Consider the following 17,984-nt stretch of genomic DNA (forward strand, 5'->3'; position numbering starts at 1 on the left):
AAACAAGCGGCTCCGGCCATTGCGAATATATCGTCTATCTCCTTGCATAATGCTTTATAATCATGATATCTGTATGGTTGGAAAGGGTGATCGGTCATGATGACAGTAAAGGAGTTGCTGCAGCTGCCTATTACTAAAGACTTCTCGGTAGCAGCGGGCAGCCAGGCATTAAATAATCGAGTCCAACGTGTTGAAATTTTAGATTTTGAATTCGCTCCCGGTATCGAGCAAGTAAGGGATACTGTGTTCAACCCCGGCAGCCTTGTACTGAGCAGCCTATTATTTGCGAGCCAAGCTCCCGAACGTTTAATTGATATGATGAAAAAACTGATAGAATTAAAAGTAAGTGCTCTAGCCTATAAGCCAGTTATTTTTAAAGATTTGCCCGATAACGTCCTCACTTTTGCCAATGAACAAGGCTTCCCTATTTTGCGCTTTGGCGGAGATGAGTTTTTTGAAGACATTATTATGGAGGTAATGAGCCATATAAAGAAAAACGATCATTCTCTCTTTTTGGAGCGTATGATGCAACGCTCTATCGAAGAGGAGCTATCAGAGAGTGACATCCAAGCCTTCCTTCAAAAAATAAATCAGCCGTTTGGAAAGTATGTATGTGCAGCCAATATTCAAATGAATGGAATAGCAAGCATAGAACAGGTGCCTGCTTTATCCCGATTGGCTCCTCTCTTAGAACCCGGCATGGTGGCTCCATTTAAAAACAGCCTTTTCATCCTTTTCACGGGCAATCACAAACAGCTGGCCTTCGAAAAAAAGGTAAAGGAGCAGCTCGCTCTTTGTTCCCTGCCTATCGATTCATTAACGATTGGCTACAGCCAGGTTCACTCAACGCACACCGGCCTCCACCTTTCTGTCAGGGAGGCTTATTACGCGCGCATCATGGCTGAAATCGGCAGGAGCCCTGCCTGTCACTATGAACAGCTTGCTTCCGATCAGCTGCTGATCGAGCTCTACCGAAAAGATGCGCCCTTTGCCAATAACTATGTACATACGTACCTGGGAAGGCTGTTGGAAGGAAAGGCTGATCGCGACCTGCTCAATACAGCGGTAACATTTGTACTGAAAAAAGGCAATGTAAAAGAAACGGCCGCCATCCAACACTGCCATCCGAACACGATTCGCTACCGCATGATGAAGATACGCCAGCTCATTGAGCCGTTGAGCAGCGAACTCATTTTTTATGAGCATTTATCGGCAGCTGTTAAGTTGTATTTGCTCCAGCAAGCTATGGAGGAATCTCCTGCAGTGTTGGAATCTGCACAAAAATAAAACGAAAAATTTAGAAAATCACTTAAATCATTAGGCTGTTTCTCGTGATATGGTGGTAGTAGTCAGGAGGAGAAAAAATGAAACAATATATAGGGGATGGAATGCTGCTGATTACAGCCATTGTGTGGGGCAGCGGCTTCGTTGTCACTGCTATTGCACTTGACTATTTAAATGCTTATCAAGTGATGGCCGGGCGCTTTGTTTTGGCTACACTCATATTGATCGTGCTGTTTGGATACAAATTCAAGACATTCTCAAAGCCGGTCATTTGGAAAGGCGCGGTCTTAGGCACCATTTTATATATCGCCTTTGCGTTGCAGACCGTCGGCTTGGAGTATACGACACCGTCTAAAAACGCTTTTTTAACAGCTGTCAATGTGGTGGTTGTGCCGCTCATTGCGTATCTCGTTTATAAGCGCCGGCTCGACCGCTATGAAGTGGCCGGCTCATTCATCGCTATTACAGGGATTGGCTTTTTGTCATTACAGGGTCCCTTGACAATCAATATCGGCGATGCCTTGTCTCTTGCTTGTGCGGTCGCCTTTGCCTTTGACATCTTTTATACGAACCGGTTTGTTCAAAAAGAAGATGCTATTTCCCTAACCATTATGCAGTTCTTTACAGCCTCTCTTATTAGCGTTATCGTCGTGCTGATTCGCGGCGATATACCTCACACAGTGGAGAAAGAGGCTCTTTACTCTATTGCTTATTTGGCTGTGTTTTCAACAACGCTGGCCTACCTTTTTCAAAATATTGCCCACCAGTATACAACAGCCACCAAGGCGGCCATTATCTTATCGATGGAATCATTTTTCGGCATGCTGCTGTCCGTTTTATTTTTGAACGAAGTGCTGACGGCCCGGATGGCGATTGGGGCGACACTTATTATGGCGGCCATCTTGATTGCGGAAGCAAAGCCGGCGTTTCCGAAAAAACAATTGGCGAAGAATGTGCGCTAATTTGAAGCCGGCGGCTTCTGCCGCACACAGAATAGCGGGGAGGTGCATCGCTCTTTTTGAACATACCTGTATCAACAAAGAGCCATACACCTCCTTTTTTCATGACAAAAATATTCCAAGCCTTTATTTTCTTTTTCCTTCTATTCCGGAAAGGCTGATTTTCCTGAGCTCCATCAGGCTTCCTATACAGCCAACCAAACCCGCAATAGCGAACAATGCCGGTATAAAAATCGAGCCCGACGTTTCGGTCATAAGCCGGTACACACCGAACATGCATAGCAATAGATTACCGATTAAGCCGACGATCATTCTCGCCCGTTTGTTCATCCTTATCCCCCCAGTTCTGTTTACCACTCTTTGCTCCATTCTTCCCCTAATATTTCGCCGTTTTCAGCGATATACTCCACCGCAACTGTCCCTTGCTTCACTGCCGCTTCCGTCTTTAGGAAAGAAATAAACTCCTCGACAAGCCGTTCATCCCCATCCTTCTTTTTGCGCGGCAAGGTCAAGCGTACCATGGGAGATGCCTGATAATCCTTATAGCTTCCTGGATGATCGGGTGAAAGCTTTAATGTCTTCCCGATCTGGTCGTCAAAAAAGACGGCCGCTCTTGCCCGCTCCCCGAATGTCTTTTTCACATAAGGAAGGATGTTCCTTTCTAGCTCTTGCGTCCAGCTTTTGGCAATATACGTATCTGTCATTTGTTCAGCCTCGCTGTCATAATAAACTAAGAACTCTATGCCGTTTGCTTCATCTCTCACCTTAGCAGCATAGTCGAATTCAAAGTTTCCCATATTATCATACAGCGTATCGTACACTTGAAAGTGATCGGGGAAATTGGCTTTCAAATAGTGCGCCGCTTGGCTTCTGACTTCTTCTTCCTTTTCCTTATCCGGCCTCATGCTAATAACAAAAGAAACATAGAGTACAATCATTCCCAGAAAAACTATGGCAACAGCACCAAGAATCCCCTTCATCCATTTGTTCAACTGACATGCCTCCTCCAAAGCCAAAACGCCTTAACGATTCACTTGCCGGTCTAAAAAAGCGAGGAAGCGTCTTTGAGCTTTTTCCTTTTTGATCATCCTGTTCACGCGAAGAGAGCTTTGCAAATACCATCTTACCTTCCGGTTAACAAAAAAAGAACGATGGTAGCTTTCATCCGTGTAAATCTGTTTAAACCAATCAAATTGATTTAGCCTCGCTATATGACGGTCGATCTTTTTCGTGTCTAATGCATCATCCTGCGGAATGATTATGGAAAATAATAGTTCTGCTACCCACTCCAGCATAAGGTCCTCCGCCCTTCAATTCATGTGCGTATAGCTCTATCATACTTGATTGGCTAGATGATTTTAACCAAATCTATGATCTTATTTTATTTCAGCGAATTCCTCAGCCTGCCATCTGGCAGACGTATTTTCACTAAATAATAAGCCGCCCCTGGAGAAGAAAACCTTTCTTCCGGGACGGCTTGTGTGAATGACAGCTATTGAAACCTCGCTCGTTCAAGAGTGAAAAATTAATCAGCTGCCTTTAGTAACCTTTCAGCCATTTTGGCTAAGTTTTGAGCACTTCTGCTGACTTCTTGGATGGTTGCCGAAAATTCTTGTATAGCGGCAGCCTGTGTATCCGTTAAGTGGTGGATACCGGAAAATCCCTGATCCAGCTTTAAAATCAACTCTTGTATGCTCTTAGTAATCGTATCAATTTGAGAAACATTTTCCTTGGAGTTTGTCGCCAGCTTTCTGATCTCATTAGCCACAACCGAAAAACCCCTCCCTGCTTCTCCGGCTCTCGCCGCTTCAATCGCTGCATTCAGTCCCAGCAGGTTGCTTTGGTCGGATAAATTTCTTACTACCGTTGAAATCTTTCCAATTTCCTCTGTACTTAAGCTGACACCTTTTATTTGGTCCGCTACGCCGGTGACATTATCCGCCAGTGTGGTTACTGAGCTCGCAATTTCTTCAATGGATGCTTCTGTTTCTTCCGCAATAGCTGACAAATCCTCAGCCACCTCAAGAAGCTGGTTGGATTTTTCCAGGCTGGTTCCAACCCCTACTCCCCCAACGACCTTCCCATTTTGGTCATGCAATGGAATGGCGCGAGCAATGAGAGGAAAACCAAATAGCTCTTTCGGAACAATGGCGCTCTTTTCTTCATTATTCTTAATAGCATCAGTAATAATGTCTCCCTCCATAAGAGGATCGCCCGGATGAACATTCAAAGAAAAGGTGCTGGCGGGAATGTTAAGAATTAATTTTTCTGTATCATACACGCCAACCGTAATATCCTCATGAATCAGTCGATTTAAAAACGGGGCTACTTTAATAAATGCTTCTATTATTTCGGCTTCTTGCTCTGTTTGTTGAACGGCATGCGTCATGATCATCTGCTCCTTTGATTAATAAGGGAATTTTCTCTGTCCAAAATTCACGGAAACCCACTGCAAAGTTGTAAACTCGTCTAAGCTCCATTCTCCATTCAGGCGCCCTAAACCAGACTGCTTTTCACCGCCAAAAGCGACGATGGGCTCATCATTAATCGTAATATCATTGACATGAATCATTCCTGTATGAATTTTTTTCGCTATCTCTACCCCTTTTTCAAGATTAGCCGTGTGAATAGCTCCGCTTAAGCCAAACTTTGTGTCATTGGCAATGGCCACAGCTTCTTCTTCGGTATCAAACGGAATCACACAGACCACCGGCCCGAACAGCTCTTCTTGCGCCAATACCATCTCCGGGGTGACATCTGCAAAAATGGTCGGCTCTATCAAGTTTCCCGAAGCGTTCCCGCGCAGCACAGGATTGGCCCCCAGCTCGATCCCTTTTTGAATAATAGATTGAAGATTCTCTGCCTGCCTTTCATTGATCACCGGTCCAATTACAGTATCCGGATCGCGCGGATCTCCTACTTTAAGAGAAGAAACCTTTTCTGCATACTTAGATACAAACTCTTCATAAAGCGGCCTTTGAACTAAAATGCGGTTAGCTGACATACAAATTTGCCCTTGGTGGGTAAAACGGCTAAAAACAGCCGCCTGAACCGCATAGTCGATATCAGCGTCTTCCATTACGATAAAGGCGCTGTTTCCGCCTAGCTCCAGAAGAGGTTTTTTAAAGTTTTTTACCGCCAGCTGGCCGATGTAGCTTCCTACTTTTGTTGAGCCGGTAAAGGAGATGATTCTTGGAATAGGGTGTTCAACGAATGAATCGCCAATTTCCTTGATGTCTGTCACTACTACGTTTAACAATCCTCCGGGAACACCCGCTTCTTCAAAGATTTTGCCAATCAGCGTCCCGCCGGTGACAGGTGAATCTTCATGAGGCTTCAGCACGACTCCATTGCCGGCTCCTAAGGCTGGGGCAACTGATTTGACTGATAAAAAGAAGGGAAAATTAAAGGGGCTGATCACTCCCACTACCCCAGCAGGAATGCGATACAATCGATTTTCCTTTCCATCCTCTGTTGAAGGCAAAATTCTTCCTTCCATTCTTAAAGGGAATGTTGCTGCTTCTTTGATGATATTTTTCACCAATCCGATCTCAAAGGCAGCTTTCAACCGTGTGCCTCCCAGCTCAGCAATGATCATATCAGTGATCTCTTCTTCATGATCTTCTATGTAAGTAACCGCTTTTTCAAGAATATCCCGTTTTTTGTAAGGATTCACCTTACCCCATTCTTCCTTGGCACGTAAAGCCGCCTTATAAGCGGAGTCCACATCAGAAACATCGGCCATTTGAAATTCCGTAATCAGCTCCCCGTTATATGGGTTACGATCACCTAATTTGTTCATGCTTTTCCCGTCTCTCCATGCTCCGCCAATAAATTGCTTATTTAAAGACTGAATGTTTAACATGATATCCCTCCAGCAGATTTAGATTCATTCCATAGCACTATTACTATCGGTATATGAAATCCCTTGTTTAGGATTTTATTGAAAGATTTTAGAAAAAAATATATTTATTCTTACCAAATCCAGCTATATCATCTGTTTTTCACGATCGTTTCTTCTATTTTTTCACAGGCTTTACAATAAAAAAAGACACTACACTCAGTAGCTCCTGCAAAGCTCTTCCAGAGTGTTAGTGTCCTCTTTGTTTCCTATCGTTTACGTAATCCGGTAACTATCAACATACGTGTATATAAAAGAATCGACTGTTCAACCAATCGAGCCGACTGCTAATCCCCATTCTTTATAGCTGGCTGAATTGCATGTCGTCCATCAAGGCAGCTACTTTCTGTTCACCTTCTACCGCCCAGTTCGTTTTTTGATGAATCGGCGCATCTTTGTCTTCCGGGCTTTGGAATTGATCGAGCCCTGTTGTGGCAAGCGCCGGGCTTTCTTCATCATCCAAACCAATATTGGCGATATGCTTGATCACAAAAGGAGTTTTAAAGACAAGCAAAGCATCCTCCTCGTCCAGCATGCCCGATTCGACATCGAATGGCAGCCGCAGGTAAATGCTTTCTCCGCCATCGCTGTACAATGTCGTATCAAACATTCCTTGATCAAAATCCCAGTTCCCTCCAATGACTAATCCGTGATCTCCAAATAGCCGGCAGACTTCTCCATATAGTGCGCGCTTTCCTTCGAGCTCCGTATCAAGCTTAATCATGTTATCTCTCCTCTGCTGTTATTGCTTTCCATTTACCCGCATGGCAAGCTTCTAAACAACTAGTCAAAGAAGAGAGGCCGTCCGGCTAGTTGGCCCCTTTGAGCCGCTGATTGAGAAGGTCAGCCTGCATTAACGCTTCCCGGTCCTGCAAAATATCGCCAGGCCGGTTCCCTTCCCCCAATATATAAGCAGAAAAAGGCAGCTTCAAGAAATCAAATGTATAACGAAATTGCTGAATGAGCGGCAGCCCTTTGATTTTTGGCTCATCCCCGCCAACAGCAAGCACGATCGCCTCTGCCGATTGGATGCGCTCCGTCAATTGAGGAAACCGTTCATCCCGGATCGCTTGACTGAGCCGGTCAATCATAATTTTCATGCTGCCGGACATGCTGTACCAGTAAATGGGCGTAGAAAAAATAAGAACATCGCTTTCAAGAAAGGCGTGAATAATTGTGTCATACTCATCCTCTACAGGCTGAAAGCCGCCTTCCTTATGGCGCAAATCATGAATCGGCTGAATCGCTAAATCTCGCAAATAGAGTTTGCGATGCTTGATCTCTTTCGTCACCAAATCTGCCAGCAGCTCACTGTTGCTTTCTGCTCTGGAGCTGCCGATAAATGTCGTGATCTTCATTCAGTTCATTCCTTTCCCTATTGTCTGCTCATACAGCTAGAGAGCACGTGCATTTCTCTTTAAGGGGACCACGGGGCAGCTTCCCACTCCTCTCTCAGCATCCCCATCCGGATCGAATCGAAATATTCACCATTATAGTAGCGTACATTTCTGATCCTGCCCTCCATTTTCACTCCAAGCTTCTCCCCCAGCTTTATCATCCGCCCATTACCGGACCAAGTAGTATAGCCCACCCGAACCAATGGCATATCCTCAAATAAATGATTGATCCATAGTTGAAAAGCTCTTGTGCCATATCCGCCATTCCAATAGGCCGGATCATAGAGAGCGATCCCCATCTCAAGCCACTTTGACGGCTTGTGTTCCCAGTAATAATTGACCGTTCCAACAACCTCTTCATTGACTTCTATCGCCCAGCGATGTGCCTGCTTGACCATCTCTTCTTTTTTATTGAGAAATTCTTCATAAGTGAGGCGCCTATGAGGAAAGTAAGGAGCATCCCACTGTTTCCATCCAGGCTCTTCCTCTTTATACATCAGCTCCCAAAGCCGCGGCATATCCCGCTCTCCGATTGGCCGAATCATTACTTCCTTGTCTGTACAAACCATTTTCTCTCACCAAGCTCTCTATTTATTATAAAAATTAGGAAGGATACTTTCCCACGAAGACACCAGCTTTCAAAAACATGACAGCCCCGGCTCGTTTCCCAGCCAAAACCATCTGCACTCTCTGTTGGAACTTCTATACATCCTTCCGCATTTCCTCTAAAAAAGAAAGAGCGAGAGTAGATCTCCCGACTCTTACCGAAGATAGCTGGTCAATAAAATCATGGTGAGCAGACCAAGGATAAAGGAAAGCGTTGATGAGCGCTCGTTGCCGTCTCCGTGGCTTTCCGGAATCAGTTCCTTATAGACAATAAATAACATCGCACCGGCGGCAAAGGCTAGCCCGTAAGGAACCACTCCTGCTAGTTTTTCTCCAAATGCCAGTCCAAATAAGGCAGCCAAAAGCTCAGTGAAGCCTGCCAGTGTTGTGTAAACAATCGCTTTCAACCGGCCTGCCCCTTGAGTGACTAAAAACAAGGCCATCAAAAAGCCCTCGGGGATATTCTGCAGGCCGATAGCAAAAGACACCAACGGACCAAGGTCTTTATATTCGCTTGCATAGCTGACACCTACGGATAACCCCTCGGGCAAATTATGCAAAATCATCGTAATCATTAACAGATAGGCACTGGCTGGTACTTGTGCTCCCGAGCGATGTTCCAGATCGACATGGGGCAAGCTTTTTTCCAATATAGTAAGAAACAAGGTGCCGACTAATATGCCAATGGTTAATACAATCACATTTGATAATTTAATAGCCGATGGAATTAATCCGTAAGTGGAAGCGGCCACCATGACTCCCGCGGTGAAAGCCAGTAAATTATCCTTCCCCCTGTGGGTCATTCTCCGGATAAACAAAATTGGAAGAGCGCCTAATGATGTGCAAAGAGAGGAATAGATTATGCTTGTCATATAGAGAAGTTCCATATATACCCCCTGCGTTTACTATTACCAATGTATGTACAACCCTTTTATAACAGTACAGAAAAGAGGGGATGCAAAAAACGCCCCCTTCACGATCAGCACTCGCTGACAATAAAGGGGACGCTTTCAATTATACCCAGCCCAAGCCTCTTGCTATGGAAGCGGTCAAGAAAGTGACGGCAATGGCAATGGCCGTAGGTATAGCAAAGGCCATAAATGTCCATTTGGTGCTTTTCGTTTCTTTATAAATATTAACAAGGGTTGTGCCGCAAGGGTAATGAAGCAAGGAAAACAGCATCATATTCAGCGCAGTCAGCCACGTCCATCCATGGTTGAGGAATACCTGCTTCAATTCTGAAAGATCGTCAAGCTCAAGCATCGCTCCTTGCGATAAATAAGCCATAATCAAAATCGGGATAACGATTTCATTAGCCGGCAAGCCGAGGATAAAGGCAGCGAGAATGAATCCATCCATTCCCAAAGCTTGCCCGAACGGGTCCAGCAACTGGATAAAATGCATTAATATACTCGTATCGCCTACATAAATGTTTGCAAACACCCACGTTAAAATAGATGCTGGTGCGGCCACAATGACGGCACGCTTTAATACATACCATGCTTTATCAAGGCTCGCCCGCAAAACGGTGTTCCAAAACTTCGGCTTGCGAAAGGGCGGCAGTTCCAATGTGTAATGAGTAGGCACGCCTTTTAAGGCGGTTTTTGATAACACCCATGAGACAGTTAAAGTCACAATAATTCCAAATAACACCATACCCATTAATACAGCAGCTGTAACAAGTGTGCCGGCAGCGCCGGTGTAACCGACAGCCATAAACAAGGATGCTAATAAAATTAGTGTCGGCCACCTTCCGTTACAAGGAACAAAGTTATTCGTTAAAATGGCAAGCATCCGTTCACGAGGAGATTCAATAATCCTTGTAGACATGATGGCTGCGGCATTGCAGCCAAATCCCATTGCCATGGTCAGCGATTGCTTTCCATGCGCGCCGGCTTTTTTAAACAAGCGGTCCATATTGAAAGCTACACGCGGAAGGTATCCGTAATTCTCCAAGAGGGCGAATACTGGAAAAAAGATCGCCATCGGCGGCAGCATGACACTGATCACCCAGCCTGTTCCGCGAAACAGGCCCAGCACTAATACACCATGCAGCCATGCTGGCGCATTGATTGCCTGAAACAACAAGGTCAGCTCTCCTTCTGCCCATCCAAAGGCTGAAGCCAGCATACTAGAAGGCACATTAGCGCCGGCAATCGTTAAATAGAAGACCATGCCAAGCATAGATAACATGATCGGGAATCCCCAAATGCGGGAGGTAAAAATCCGGTCGAGCTTTTCTGTCTGTGCTTGCGGCGGCTGTTTGTAATGAACCACCTCTTCACAAACGGCCCTGCTCGTTTGATAAATATTGCTGACAATCTGATCGCGAATTTCATGGCTCGAGGCCGATTTTGCTTCGTTGGCGATTTGCTCTAGCAATCTAGGAGTTGGCGCTGATTGGAAGCTCATTAGCTGTCACCCCATCCTTCTTCTTATCGATATACTCCTTCAATTTGGCCACAAGGGCGTCGTCCCCATCTAATAAACGGAGAGCGATCCACCTTGATGGCAGCTCCGCACCGAAAAGGCCGGTAATTTGCGCTTCAATCTGTGAAATCTTTCTTTCAATCTCTTCTGAATAAGTCATGCGGTAAGGAGAGGGATTTATTTTTTCTTTCACCAAATGATCCAGGGTGTTCAATAAAAGGTCAATGCCGATTTTATTTCGTGCAGACATCTTTACGACAGGAACACCGAGCTTCGCTGCCAGTTTTTTCTCATCAATGACAATGCCTTTTTTGTCTGCCTCATCGATTAAGTTAATACAAACAATCACCCGGTCGGTCATCTCCAGCACCTGAAAAGCTAAATTTAAATTCCGCTCCAACGATGTGGCATCCAACACAACAATGGTCGCATCCGGCTGTTCAAAGACAATGTAATCCCGGGCGACTTCTTCATCGGCTGAGTTAGAAAACAATGAATACGTCCCCGGCAGATCCACGAGCACATATTCTTCACCTTTATGTTCAAAAGAGCCTTCTGCCCGGATCACTGTCTTTCCGGGCCAATTCCCCGTATGCTGCTTTAAGCCTGTTAATGTATTAAACAATGTGCTTTTTCCAGTGTTAGGATTTCCTGCTAACGCCACTTTAATTGCGCTCATGCGGGTCCCCTCCTTATGATTTCTCCGAAAATCAACGAGCTTTCTTCTTCGCGAAGAGCAATCGTTGTATGGCTCACACGGAAAGCAACCGGATCACCCAGAGGGCTTTTCTGAAGCACTAAGATTTCAGCCCCTGCAACGAAACCTAAATCTAACAGCCTTCTCCTCATCACACCTTCTACTTTCAATTCTCGGAGCAAAAAGCAATCCCCAGGCTGGCATTCGGAAAGCGGCACTATTTTTTTAGAAACAGGCATATTTTATTCCCCCACAAAATAATGTTTACTCTATTTTTAAATGTTTCCTTGATGCAACTTTATGCTTAATCATATGCGCAAGCAAACATAATTGTCAACGAAAATTCATGTTGGGCTTTAAAAATAAACACAAAAAAGCCTCCCACCCATTTAACACATGGATGGAAGGCCCCGCTAACAAATCTGACTGGAACAAATGGCCCGTTCGTTTATTTATCTCCCGGAGCCGGCTGGTCTACTCCCCGCACGCGATGCCGATGTCCGTCATCCTCTGTTGTATAAAAATCATAATAATGAACATGCATGCCATCCCCTACTGGAATCGCGGGTCCGGAATAGGCTTTATAGTGATGTGTATGGCCGTCTTCGAAAACAACGTATCCCTCTGTATAATGAATATGGCCATGGTTTTGCGTCTGTATCGGCGGAGAAGTCACATCTAAACACTGATGAACATGCCCAGCCTCAACAGACGTGTAATCAACTGAACCATGATTATGATGCGGCACAAAGCCTTTGACAAAATCCTCCCTGCTTATCTTCGGCATCAGCTACTCACTCCTTGTGAACATATTCACGACCAGGTTGCTGCTTATTGGAGCCTCGCTTCTCAAAAACAACTGCCTGCTTGCATATTCAAAAAGCTGCGGCCGGCTGATTTCCCTTTCACCTCCGTGTCATTCGCCTTCCTGTTAATTTATACGGCGCAAAAAAGAAAATTATGTGTTTGCCTTCAAGAAACAGCCTATTCCTTAACTGCTTTTTAAAAGCAGGGAAAAGTGGGAAGCCGACTCTCTGCTGCAAGAAAGAAGCAAGCGCCAAGATCAAAATAAGCTGGCGGATACAAACGGGAGTTTTTTCATTTGCTTGACTGTATGACCTTTCTTCTTAATTCCCGGATCGGATACAGCCCCTCTGTCTCATGAAGCTTCCGCAATTCTACAGCAGCGAGTTTCGTCACGGCGTCATATTCACCCAGCACAGAGTCCAGCATAATAAATGCAGCGTCATCGTAGGCTTCATTTTCTGGATCAAAATTCTTAATAAACAACCGTACGTCCACTAAACCACTTTCCGGATCATACAGATAATCAAAGTACACATCTTCGCTGGATACCGTTATCCCGCCAAGAGCCACCTCATACTCTTCATCGGATGGCTGGCGAAAGGCGGTCACACGAAAGCCGTCGAGCTGCGGGGCCTTATCCGCCAGTTCTATAACGGCGGGGAACGCTTCCTCCAACCCATCCGCACTAATCACAAACTCCCGCTTTCCATCGACAGGCTCTGCGCTAAACTCAAAAACAAGCTGCTTATTCACTTTTCCCAGCCTCTTGTCCAGCTGGTCAAACAGTCTTTCCAGTTCACTCTCCGGAAGCTCATAGTAGTCCTGCTGCACCTCCGTAAACCATTGCCAAAACAGCGCTGCTTGGTCTTTTTTCTGAAATAATTTTCTAATCGGCATCTTTCCCGCCTCCCCTTCTTGATGCTTTAAGCATCATAATAAAACGCCTGTGTAAAGCTATACGCTTTGCCCTTCTCTTCACACCATTCGGCGAAGCCTTCTGTTTGACCGCTGCTAATAAACGCTGTCCAGTCATTCAGGAGCGCCTCATGCCCGGCAATTGCCTTTTTCCACCCGTTTTGCCGCTCTTCATCTGTTATATACTTGTGCAAAGCTTTCAGCCGCTGGATCATTTGGCGGTCCTCTTCGATCTCCCCTAAGTAAGCATCTTCTGCAATGTGGTGAAAAGAGTACCAAACGCAGTGAGAATAAAAGTCCATGAGTGCCTCCAGCACCTGCTGGTCCTTCTTTCCGCTTTTTTCAAGGGCTGCCTCTAAATATTCCAGCCGGCTTTCCGAGCTTAGAAATAAACCGTGCCATTTGAACGGGCGGGCATCGCAGTCCTTCTCTTTCATCCACCTCTCCAGCACTGGCTTCAACAGCCTTTGCTCTAATGGATAGACAATCAGCTCTCGGCTATTCTCTGCTGTTTCACATAAGGAGAATAGCCGGCTGACAAACACTCTCTTCTCTGCCTGCTCCCACTCTCTTGTTTTCTGCAAGAAAGCATCCAGCTTTTGAAAGGAAGCTTGACGAAGCCCTTGATCTTTGAGCCTGCAATAATCTTTAAATAATGGATACCCGGCCATGCCTGGGCTCGCCAAAATCAGCGCATACATATCGCTCATGTCTCTCACCTCCTCCGTTTTTTCCAGTGCAGCTACTGCTTTTCATCTTTCTATTATACAATCAAAATCATTAAAAATGGCGAAGGAGAAGAGCGGTTATAGGCCAAGCTGCCAAATCCAGCCCTTCTCCTTCGCCATGCTGGCCGCTTCTCAACGTGCGAAGATAAATTGAAGTTATATGGTATTTTTGTTGTACAATAGCAGAAAAGGAGACTTTAGGATGATGGATCGAATCTATTTCGCAGACAACCCGTGGCCCAACGGTCACCGAATTGCCGCTTTCAAATGGGGAGCGCATTTTAAATACGGCGAAGAAGCCGAATTAGCCGGCCGAGCTGGATTGTATTTTGATTTACATATAGAAACGGCTGATTATTATGAAGAAGATGCGGATGAAGAGGAAGAAGAGGATCAGGATCAGGACGAAGAGGCACTAAGTGATTGGCAGGCAAAGATTGTTTGGGGGAATTACCACAGCTGTACATTGTCTTCTGAAGAGTGGGGAGATAAGGGCTTTCTCGTCGGCAGTGACCAAGCTCCTTTTGACCCGGAGGCGTTAGACGGGAAAGAATTTGCTGTTGATTTCCTGTCCCAAGAGGAGCAGGAGCTGATTGACTTTGACCAGACCGCCTTTGATGTGTACTTGCTCGGCCATGATGCCGCCGCCTTTCATACGATTGCCTTCACTAAAAAAGCAGGCGCTGTGTACCAAATTGATTGGAAAGGCAAACTGGCCCTTGCCTATGTCGGCGATTATGAGTTCAAGTATGATTTTCATACCTCTATCACCGCAGCATCATTCAGCGGCATCGCCATCCCTGCTGAATTAACAGATGACGAGGCATATGGCTTGCTTCAGCGCTTTGTCAGCACCCCTTCATTCTTTCAGCTGCAAAACCGTCAGGGCGAAAGACGATTTGTGTTTAAATAAGAAAAAGCAAGCTCCCTGCCGCCGTCTTATTCAAGCAAGGCGAGGGCAGGGAGCTTGTCTGTAAAATGCCGTGCGCTCTGGGCGCCGTCTCTATAAAGAAGCGGTTCCTGTTCATCAGGCTGGCATCTTCGATAATCGTTTGATCCTTAACGCTAAAAGCATAGAAACCACCAATAAACCGACAGCAAAGCCCACGATGCCATGCCAGCCAAACAGCGACCAAAAGACACCGCCGGCTGATCCGCCAATACTCGATCCTAAATAATAGGCAAATAAATACAAAGAAGAGGCCTGAGCCATGTCATGCGTGGCCTGCTGGCTGACCGATCCGCTGGCCACAGAATGGGCCCCGAAAAACCCAAACGTAAAAATGACAAGCCCAAGAAGCTGATAGACGATCGGCACAGGCAATGTCACTAACACACCTGCTATCATGAGCAGCATGCCGATGATTAAAAGCACAGGACGCCCATGCTTATCAGCCAGCATACCGAACCAGGCGGAGCTGAAGGTGCCCACTAAATAAACGAGAAAAATCCAGCCTATAATGGTCAGGCTCAGCTCGTAAGGCGGCGCAGCCAGCTTAAAGCCAAGATAATTAAAAACGGTCACAAAGCTCCCCATGGAGAAAAAAGCAATTAAAAATAAAGGCACGAGTACCGCATCTTTCAAGTGGGAAACGAGCGACCGGAAAAGTGGTTTTAAAGCTAACGGCTGGGGCTGAAAATGCTTGGACGGCGGCAGCGCCCAAACAAAATAGATACAAGCGATTAAACTGACGCTGCCTAAGAAGACCAAGCCCGCCTTCCAGGAAAGCAAGTCCGTCATCGTTCCCATGAGCACCCTGCCGGCAAGCCCGCCAATCGTATTTCCGCTTATGTAGAGCCCCATCGCTACGCCTAAGCTCTTTCCTTCGATCTCCTCTCCTAAATACGCCATCGCTATAGAAGGGATGCCCGCAAACGCAACCCCCTGCACAATGCGTAGCGCAAGCAGCAGCTCAAAGGATGGCGACCAAGCGAGCACTGCCGTTAACACAGACGCGGCCACAATACAAATGGACATGATGTTTTTTCTTCCCCAGGCTTCAGAAAGCGAACCGAAAATAAGCAATCCGAAGGCCAATGAAAGCGTAGTGAGTGACAGCGACAAACTCGCCATTGCCGGAGTGACGTCAAATTCCTCCGCAAAAACCGGCAACAACGGCTGGGTCACATACAAATTGGCAAACGTAATAAAAGCCGCAGCGAACAGAGCGAAATTCGCTTTCTTAAAAGCCGGTGTCCCCTGTTGAATATATCTCTTGCTGCTTCCTTGTTCCTTACTCATCCCGCTCACGGCTTCTTTTCCCTGCCATCCGACAAGAGAATGCCTCCTGCCCTTTGCACCATTCCTTGGCAAAAGATCTTACTGTAGCAAGTTTCATTTTCAAGACTCCCTTTTATCCTTCTATTAACAAGGATACAGAAGTAGAATCAATAAATAAATACAACAGATGGCTTATACGGCTATATCCTAAAGGAGTGACAAGATATGTCTCCAACTACACTCATTGAATTAGGTATATTAACTAGCGCTGCCCTCGGACTCAGTTTATTAACCTTCTTGTTTCCTAAGAAAAGACGAACATTTCTATGGATCGTTGCAGGTTTATTGCTGATTGGAGGAATAGCCTTTTACAGCGCGAGGCCATTGATTGTATAGCACCAAACAAATGAGGCAATCGAGGAATTAAACAAACACTTAATCAAAAAATATCCAAATGACCAATGGAAGATTTCCGGCAGAGACGTTATAGACATACGCCCTGCGGTCTCCTTGCATGTCGTATTTAAAAGCGAGCCAACGATAGTGTACGAATACACGGTACAAGACAGACGTATAAAACAAGTCTATTTGTTCATGTTATCTGGTGATAATGTAGAAGCTGCCAATATAGAGCCGCAGCACGACGAAGGCGGATCAAAGCAACCCATTGAAGAGTAAATTCTTTATACCCTTATACACCTGAACATCCCCCGCAAGCAGACAGAAAAGCCCCTTATCCATGCAGTGACCCCTGTCAAATAGACAATAATAAATAAGCACCATTAATTAGCCTGAGTTCTATATTTATAAGGACTCAGGTTGTTTAATTTCTTTTGAAACCTCTGGTGATTATAAAATCGGATATATTGTTGTACGGCAAACTTAACCTCTGCGGCTGACCGGAAAAAATAGAGATTAAAACATTCCGATTTAAAGTGGCTGAAAAAGCTCTCCATACAAGCATTATCCCAACAGTTTCCCCTCCTGGACATACTTGGTTTCATTTGATATTTTTTAAGTATTTGGCTATAAAGACGTGATGTGTATTGATATCCTTGATCACTATGTAGGAGTATTCCTTTTACATTGCGTTTTATTTTTGCTTTTCTAAGTGTGTCTATCACTAATTTCAGGTCATTTCTATTGCTAATCTGGTAAGCGACTATCTCGTTGTTATATAAGTCCTTAATGGCCGAAAGATAAAGCTTTTGTCCATTAAAAATTAGGTATGTAATGTCTGTCACCCACTTTTCATTAGGCTTTGACGCTTGAAAATCTCTATTCAGGTGGTTGTCTGACACGACATAAGCTTCCTTCTTTCCGTAATAAGGTCGTTTCTTTCTGATGACTGCTTGAATTCCCAACTCACTCATTAATCGCTGGACACGTTTATGATTGATGGACAAGTTATAAGTTAAACGCAACCAAACTAATATTCTTCGATAACCATAGATTCCCTTGAATTTTTCATGGCACTCTAAGATTTTCTCTTTAATGGCTTCGTTTTCTATTTGTTTTTGAGAGGGGGATAACTGCCTTTTCATCCACTTGTAGTACCCACTCTTAGACACTCCTGCAATTCTACATAATAATTGAACGGAGAAGTCTCCTCCAGACATCTCTTTAATCACCTGATACTTTTCTTTTGCAGGAACTTCATTCATTCCTCCTTTCACATCCCTAAGAGCTTTTTTAGCATTTCATTCTCTGCCTCAAGTAATTTTATTTTAGTTTCCGGGTCTTCTGGAAGCACCCGAGGTCTACCTTTACCGATTCCTTTAAACTTTCCCCGTTTCTCTTCAAGCCCAATTATCCCTTCAACTTGAAAGTAGTTGACCCATCTTCTCACCTGATTTTTATCTATCCCTAACTCTTTCGCAATAGCGTTATACCCCATTCCTTTTTTTAGATGCAGATCTACCACTTTTCTCTTAAAAGCTATATCGTAAGTTTTACGTTTTTTCCCCATAAAACATCCCCCCATAGTAGACAGATTAATGTGCTTTCTTTTTTCTGTCTACCATAGGGGGATCATATCA

22 protein-coding genes are annotated in these 17,984 nt (G+C 45.0%); 4 read left to right on the forward strand and 18 right to left on the reverse strand.

From position 1 onward, the window contains the following. The first annotated feature begins 96 nt into the window (after positions 1 to 96). A complete protein-coding gene (locus tag BBA02S_RS14360; RefSeq protein ID WP_231557223.1) occupies positions 97 to 1,287 on the forward strand; it encodes a PucR family transcriptional regulator in 1,191 nt (396 codons plus the stop codon). 77 nt (positions 1,288 to 1,364) lie between these two features. Continuing rightward, on the forward strand, positions 1,365 to 2,246 hold the full coding sequence (locus tag BBA02S_RS14365; protein ID WP_041101352.1) for a DMT family transporter: 882 nt from the start codon (positions 1,365 to 1,367) through the stop codon (positions 2,244 to 2,246). A gap of 123 nt (positions 2,247 to 2,369) precedes the next feature. Here BBA02S_RS14365 and BBA02S_RS14370 read toward each other — a convergent pair whose 3' ends face one another. From BBA02S_RS14370 to BBA02S_RS14440, 15 genes are all read right to left on the reverse strand, one after another. Further along, positions 2,370 to 2,573: a hypothetical protein gene (locus BBA02S_RS14370; RefSeq protein ID WP_041114402.1), complete on the reverse strand. Its 204-nt coding sequence runs from the start codon at positions 2,571 to 2,573 to the stop codon at positions 2,370 to 2,372. Between the two features lie 20 nt (positions 2,574 to 2,593). Further along, positions 2,594 to 3,235 carry a hypothetical protein gene (locus BBA02S_RS14375; RefSeq protein ID WP_041101356.1) on the reverse strand — a complete coding sequence of 214 codons (642 nt, stop codon included), beginning with the start codon at positions 3,233 to 3,235 and terminating at the stop codon, positions 2,594 to 2,596. A 30-nt stretch (positions 3,236 to 3,265) separates the two neighbouring features. After that, the gene (locus tag BBA02S_RS14380; RefSeq protein ID WP_041101358.1) at positions 3,266 to 3,538 is read right to left on the reverse strand and encodes a hypothetical protein; all 273 of its coding nucleotides are present in this window, start codon (positions 3,536 to 3,538) and stop codon (positions 3,266 to 3,268) included. 230 nt (positions 3,539 to 3,768) lie between these two features. Next, positions 3,769 to 4,632: a methyl-accepting chemotaxis protein gene (locus BBA02S_RS14385; RefSeq protein WP_041101360.1), complete on the reverse strand. Its 864-nt coding sequence runs from the start codon at positions 4,630 to 4,632 to the stop codon at positions 3,769 to 3,771. 18 nt (positions 4,633 to 4,650) lie between these two features. Further along, positions 4,651 to 6,108, reverse strand: coding sequence for a benzaldehyde dehydrogenase (gene yfmT, locus BBA02S_RS14390; protein WP_041101362.1), 1,458 nt, complete (start codon positions 6,106 to 6,108; stop codon positions 4,651 to 4,653). Between the two features lie 337 nt (positions 6,109 to 6,445). Beyond that, positions 6,446 to 6,868: a YugN family protein gene (locus BBA02S_RS14395; protein ID WP_041101364.1), complete on the reverse strand. Its 423-nt coding sequence runs from the start codon at positions 6,866 to 6,868 to the stop codon at positions 6,446 to 6,448. A gap of 85 nt (positions 6,869 to 6,953) precedes the next feature. Further along, a complete protein-coding gene (locus tag BBA02S_RS14400) occupies positions 6,954 to 7,502 on the reverse strand; it encodes a flavodoxin family protein (RefSeq protein ID WP_041101366.1) in 549 nt (182 codons plus the stop codon). A 59-nt stretch (positions 7,503 to 7,561) separates the two neighbouring features. Next, positions 7,562 to 8,110, reverse strand: coding sequence for a GNAT family N-acetyltransferase (locus BBA02S_RS14405; protein WP_041114401.1), 549 nt, complete (start codon positions 8,108 to 8,110; stop codon positions 7,562 to 7,564). 192 nt (positions 8,111 to 8,302) lie between these two features. Continuing rightward, positions 8,303 to 9,034: a ZIP family metal transporter gene (locus BBA02S_RS14410; protein WP_041114400.1), complete on the reverse strand. Its 732-nt coding sequence runs from the start codon at positions 9,032 to 9,034 to the stop codon at positions 8,303 to 8,305. Positions 9,035 to 9,161: 127 nt separating this feature from the next. Further along, complete coding sequence (locus BBA02S_RS14415; RefSeq protein WP_041114399.1) at positions 9,162 to 10,559, reverse strand: nucleoside recognition domain-containing protein; 1,398 nt, start codon at positions 10,557 to 10,559, stop codon at positions 9,162 to 9,164. Continuing rightward, positions 10,531 to 11,256, reverse strand: coding sequence for a FeoB small GTPase domain-containing protein (locus BBA02S_RS14420; protein ID WP_041101374.1), 726 nt, complete (start codon positions 11,254 to 11,256; stop codon positions 10,531 to 10,533). Before BBA02S_RS14420 ends, BBA02S_RS14415 begins: the two co-directional genes overlap by 29 nt. Next, positions 11,253 to 11,513, reverse strand: coding sequence for a FeoA family protein (locus BBA02S_RS14425; protein WP_041101376.1), 261 nt, complete (start codon positions 11,511 to 11,513; stop codon positions 11,253 to 11,255). The genes BBA02S_RS14420 and BBA02S_RS14425 overlap by 4 nt, the downstream gene beginning before the upstream one ends. Before the next feature lie 209 nt (positions 11,514 to 11,722). Next, positions 11,723 to 12,061 (reverse strand): YmaF family protein, encoded by a 339-nt coding sequence (locus BBA02S_RS14430; RefSeq protein WP_041101378.1) that lies wholly within the window; start codon positions 12,059 to 12,061, stop codon positions 11,723 to 11,725. Positions 12,062 to 12,372: 311 nt separating this feature from the next. Continuing rightward, positions 12,373 to 12,978, reverse strand: coding sequence for a hypothetical protein (locus tag BBA02S_RS14435; RefSeq protein WP_041101380.1), 606 nt, complete (start codon positions 12,976 to 12,978; stop codon positions 12,373 to 12,375). Between the two features lie 26 nt (positions 12,979 to 13,004). Next, complete coding sequence (locus BBA02S_RS14440; protein ID WP_052477411.1) at positions 13,005 to 13,706, reverse strand: hypothetical protein; 702 nt, start codon at positions 13,704 to 13,706, stop codon at positions 13,005 to 13,007. Between the two features lie 220 nt (positions 13,707 to 13,926). On the opposite strand from BBA02S_RS14440, the gene BBA02S_RS14445 reads away from it, so the two are divergent. Beyond that, a complete protein-coding gene (locus BBA02S_RS14445) occupies positions 13,927 to 14,637 on the forward strand; it encodes a hypothetical protein (protein ID WP_231557222.1) in 711 nt (236 codons plus the stop codon). A 114-nt stretch (positions 14,638 to 14,751) separates the two neighbouring features. Here BBA02S_RS14445 and BBA02S_RS14450 read toward each other — a convergent pair whose 3' ends face one another. Next, a complete protein-coding gene (locus BBA02S_RS14450) occupies positions 14,752 to 15,966 on the reverse strand; it encodes an MFS transporter (RefSeq protein ID WP_041114411.1) in 1,215 nt (404 codons plus the stop codon). A 204-nt stretch (positions 15,967 to 16,170) separates the two neighbouring features. On the opposite strand from BBA02S_RS14450, the gene BBA02S_RS20740 reads away from it, so the two are divergent. Then, entirely contained in the window at positions 16,171 to 16,341 is a 171-nt protein-coding gene (locus BBA02S_RS20740; RefSeq protein ID WP_156141522.1) for a hypothetical protein, read from the forward strand. Positions 16,342 to 16,727: 386 nt separating this feature from the next. Here BBA02S_RS20740 and BBA02S_RS14455 read toward each other — a convergent pair whose 3' ends face one another. After that, the gene (locus BBA02S_RS14455) at positions 16,728 to 17,609 is read right to left on the reverse strand and encodes an IS3 family transposase (RefSeq protein WP_041100460.1); all 882 of its coding nucleotides are present in this window, start codon (positions 17,607 to 17,609) and stop codon (positions 16,728 to 16,730) included. Positions 17,610 to 17,617: 8 nt separating this feature from the next. Then, positions 17,618 to 17,914 carry a transposase gene (locus tag BBA02S_RS14460; RefSeq protein ID WP_041100449.1) on the reverse strand — a complete coding sequence of 99 codons (297 nt, stop codon included), beginning with the start codon at positions 17,912 to 17,914 and terminating at the stop codon, positions 17,618 to 17,620. Between the last annotated feature and the right edge of the window lie 70 nt (positions 17,915 to 17,984).

Origin of the sequence: Bacillus badius NBRC 15713 (assembly GCF_001591605.1) — a bacterium.
In the GTDB taxonomy this organism is placed as follows: domain Bacteria; phylum Bacillota; class Bacilli; order Bacillales; family Domibacillaceae; genus Pseudobacillus; species Pseudobacillus badius.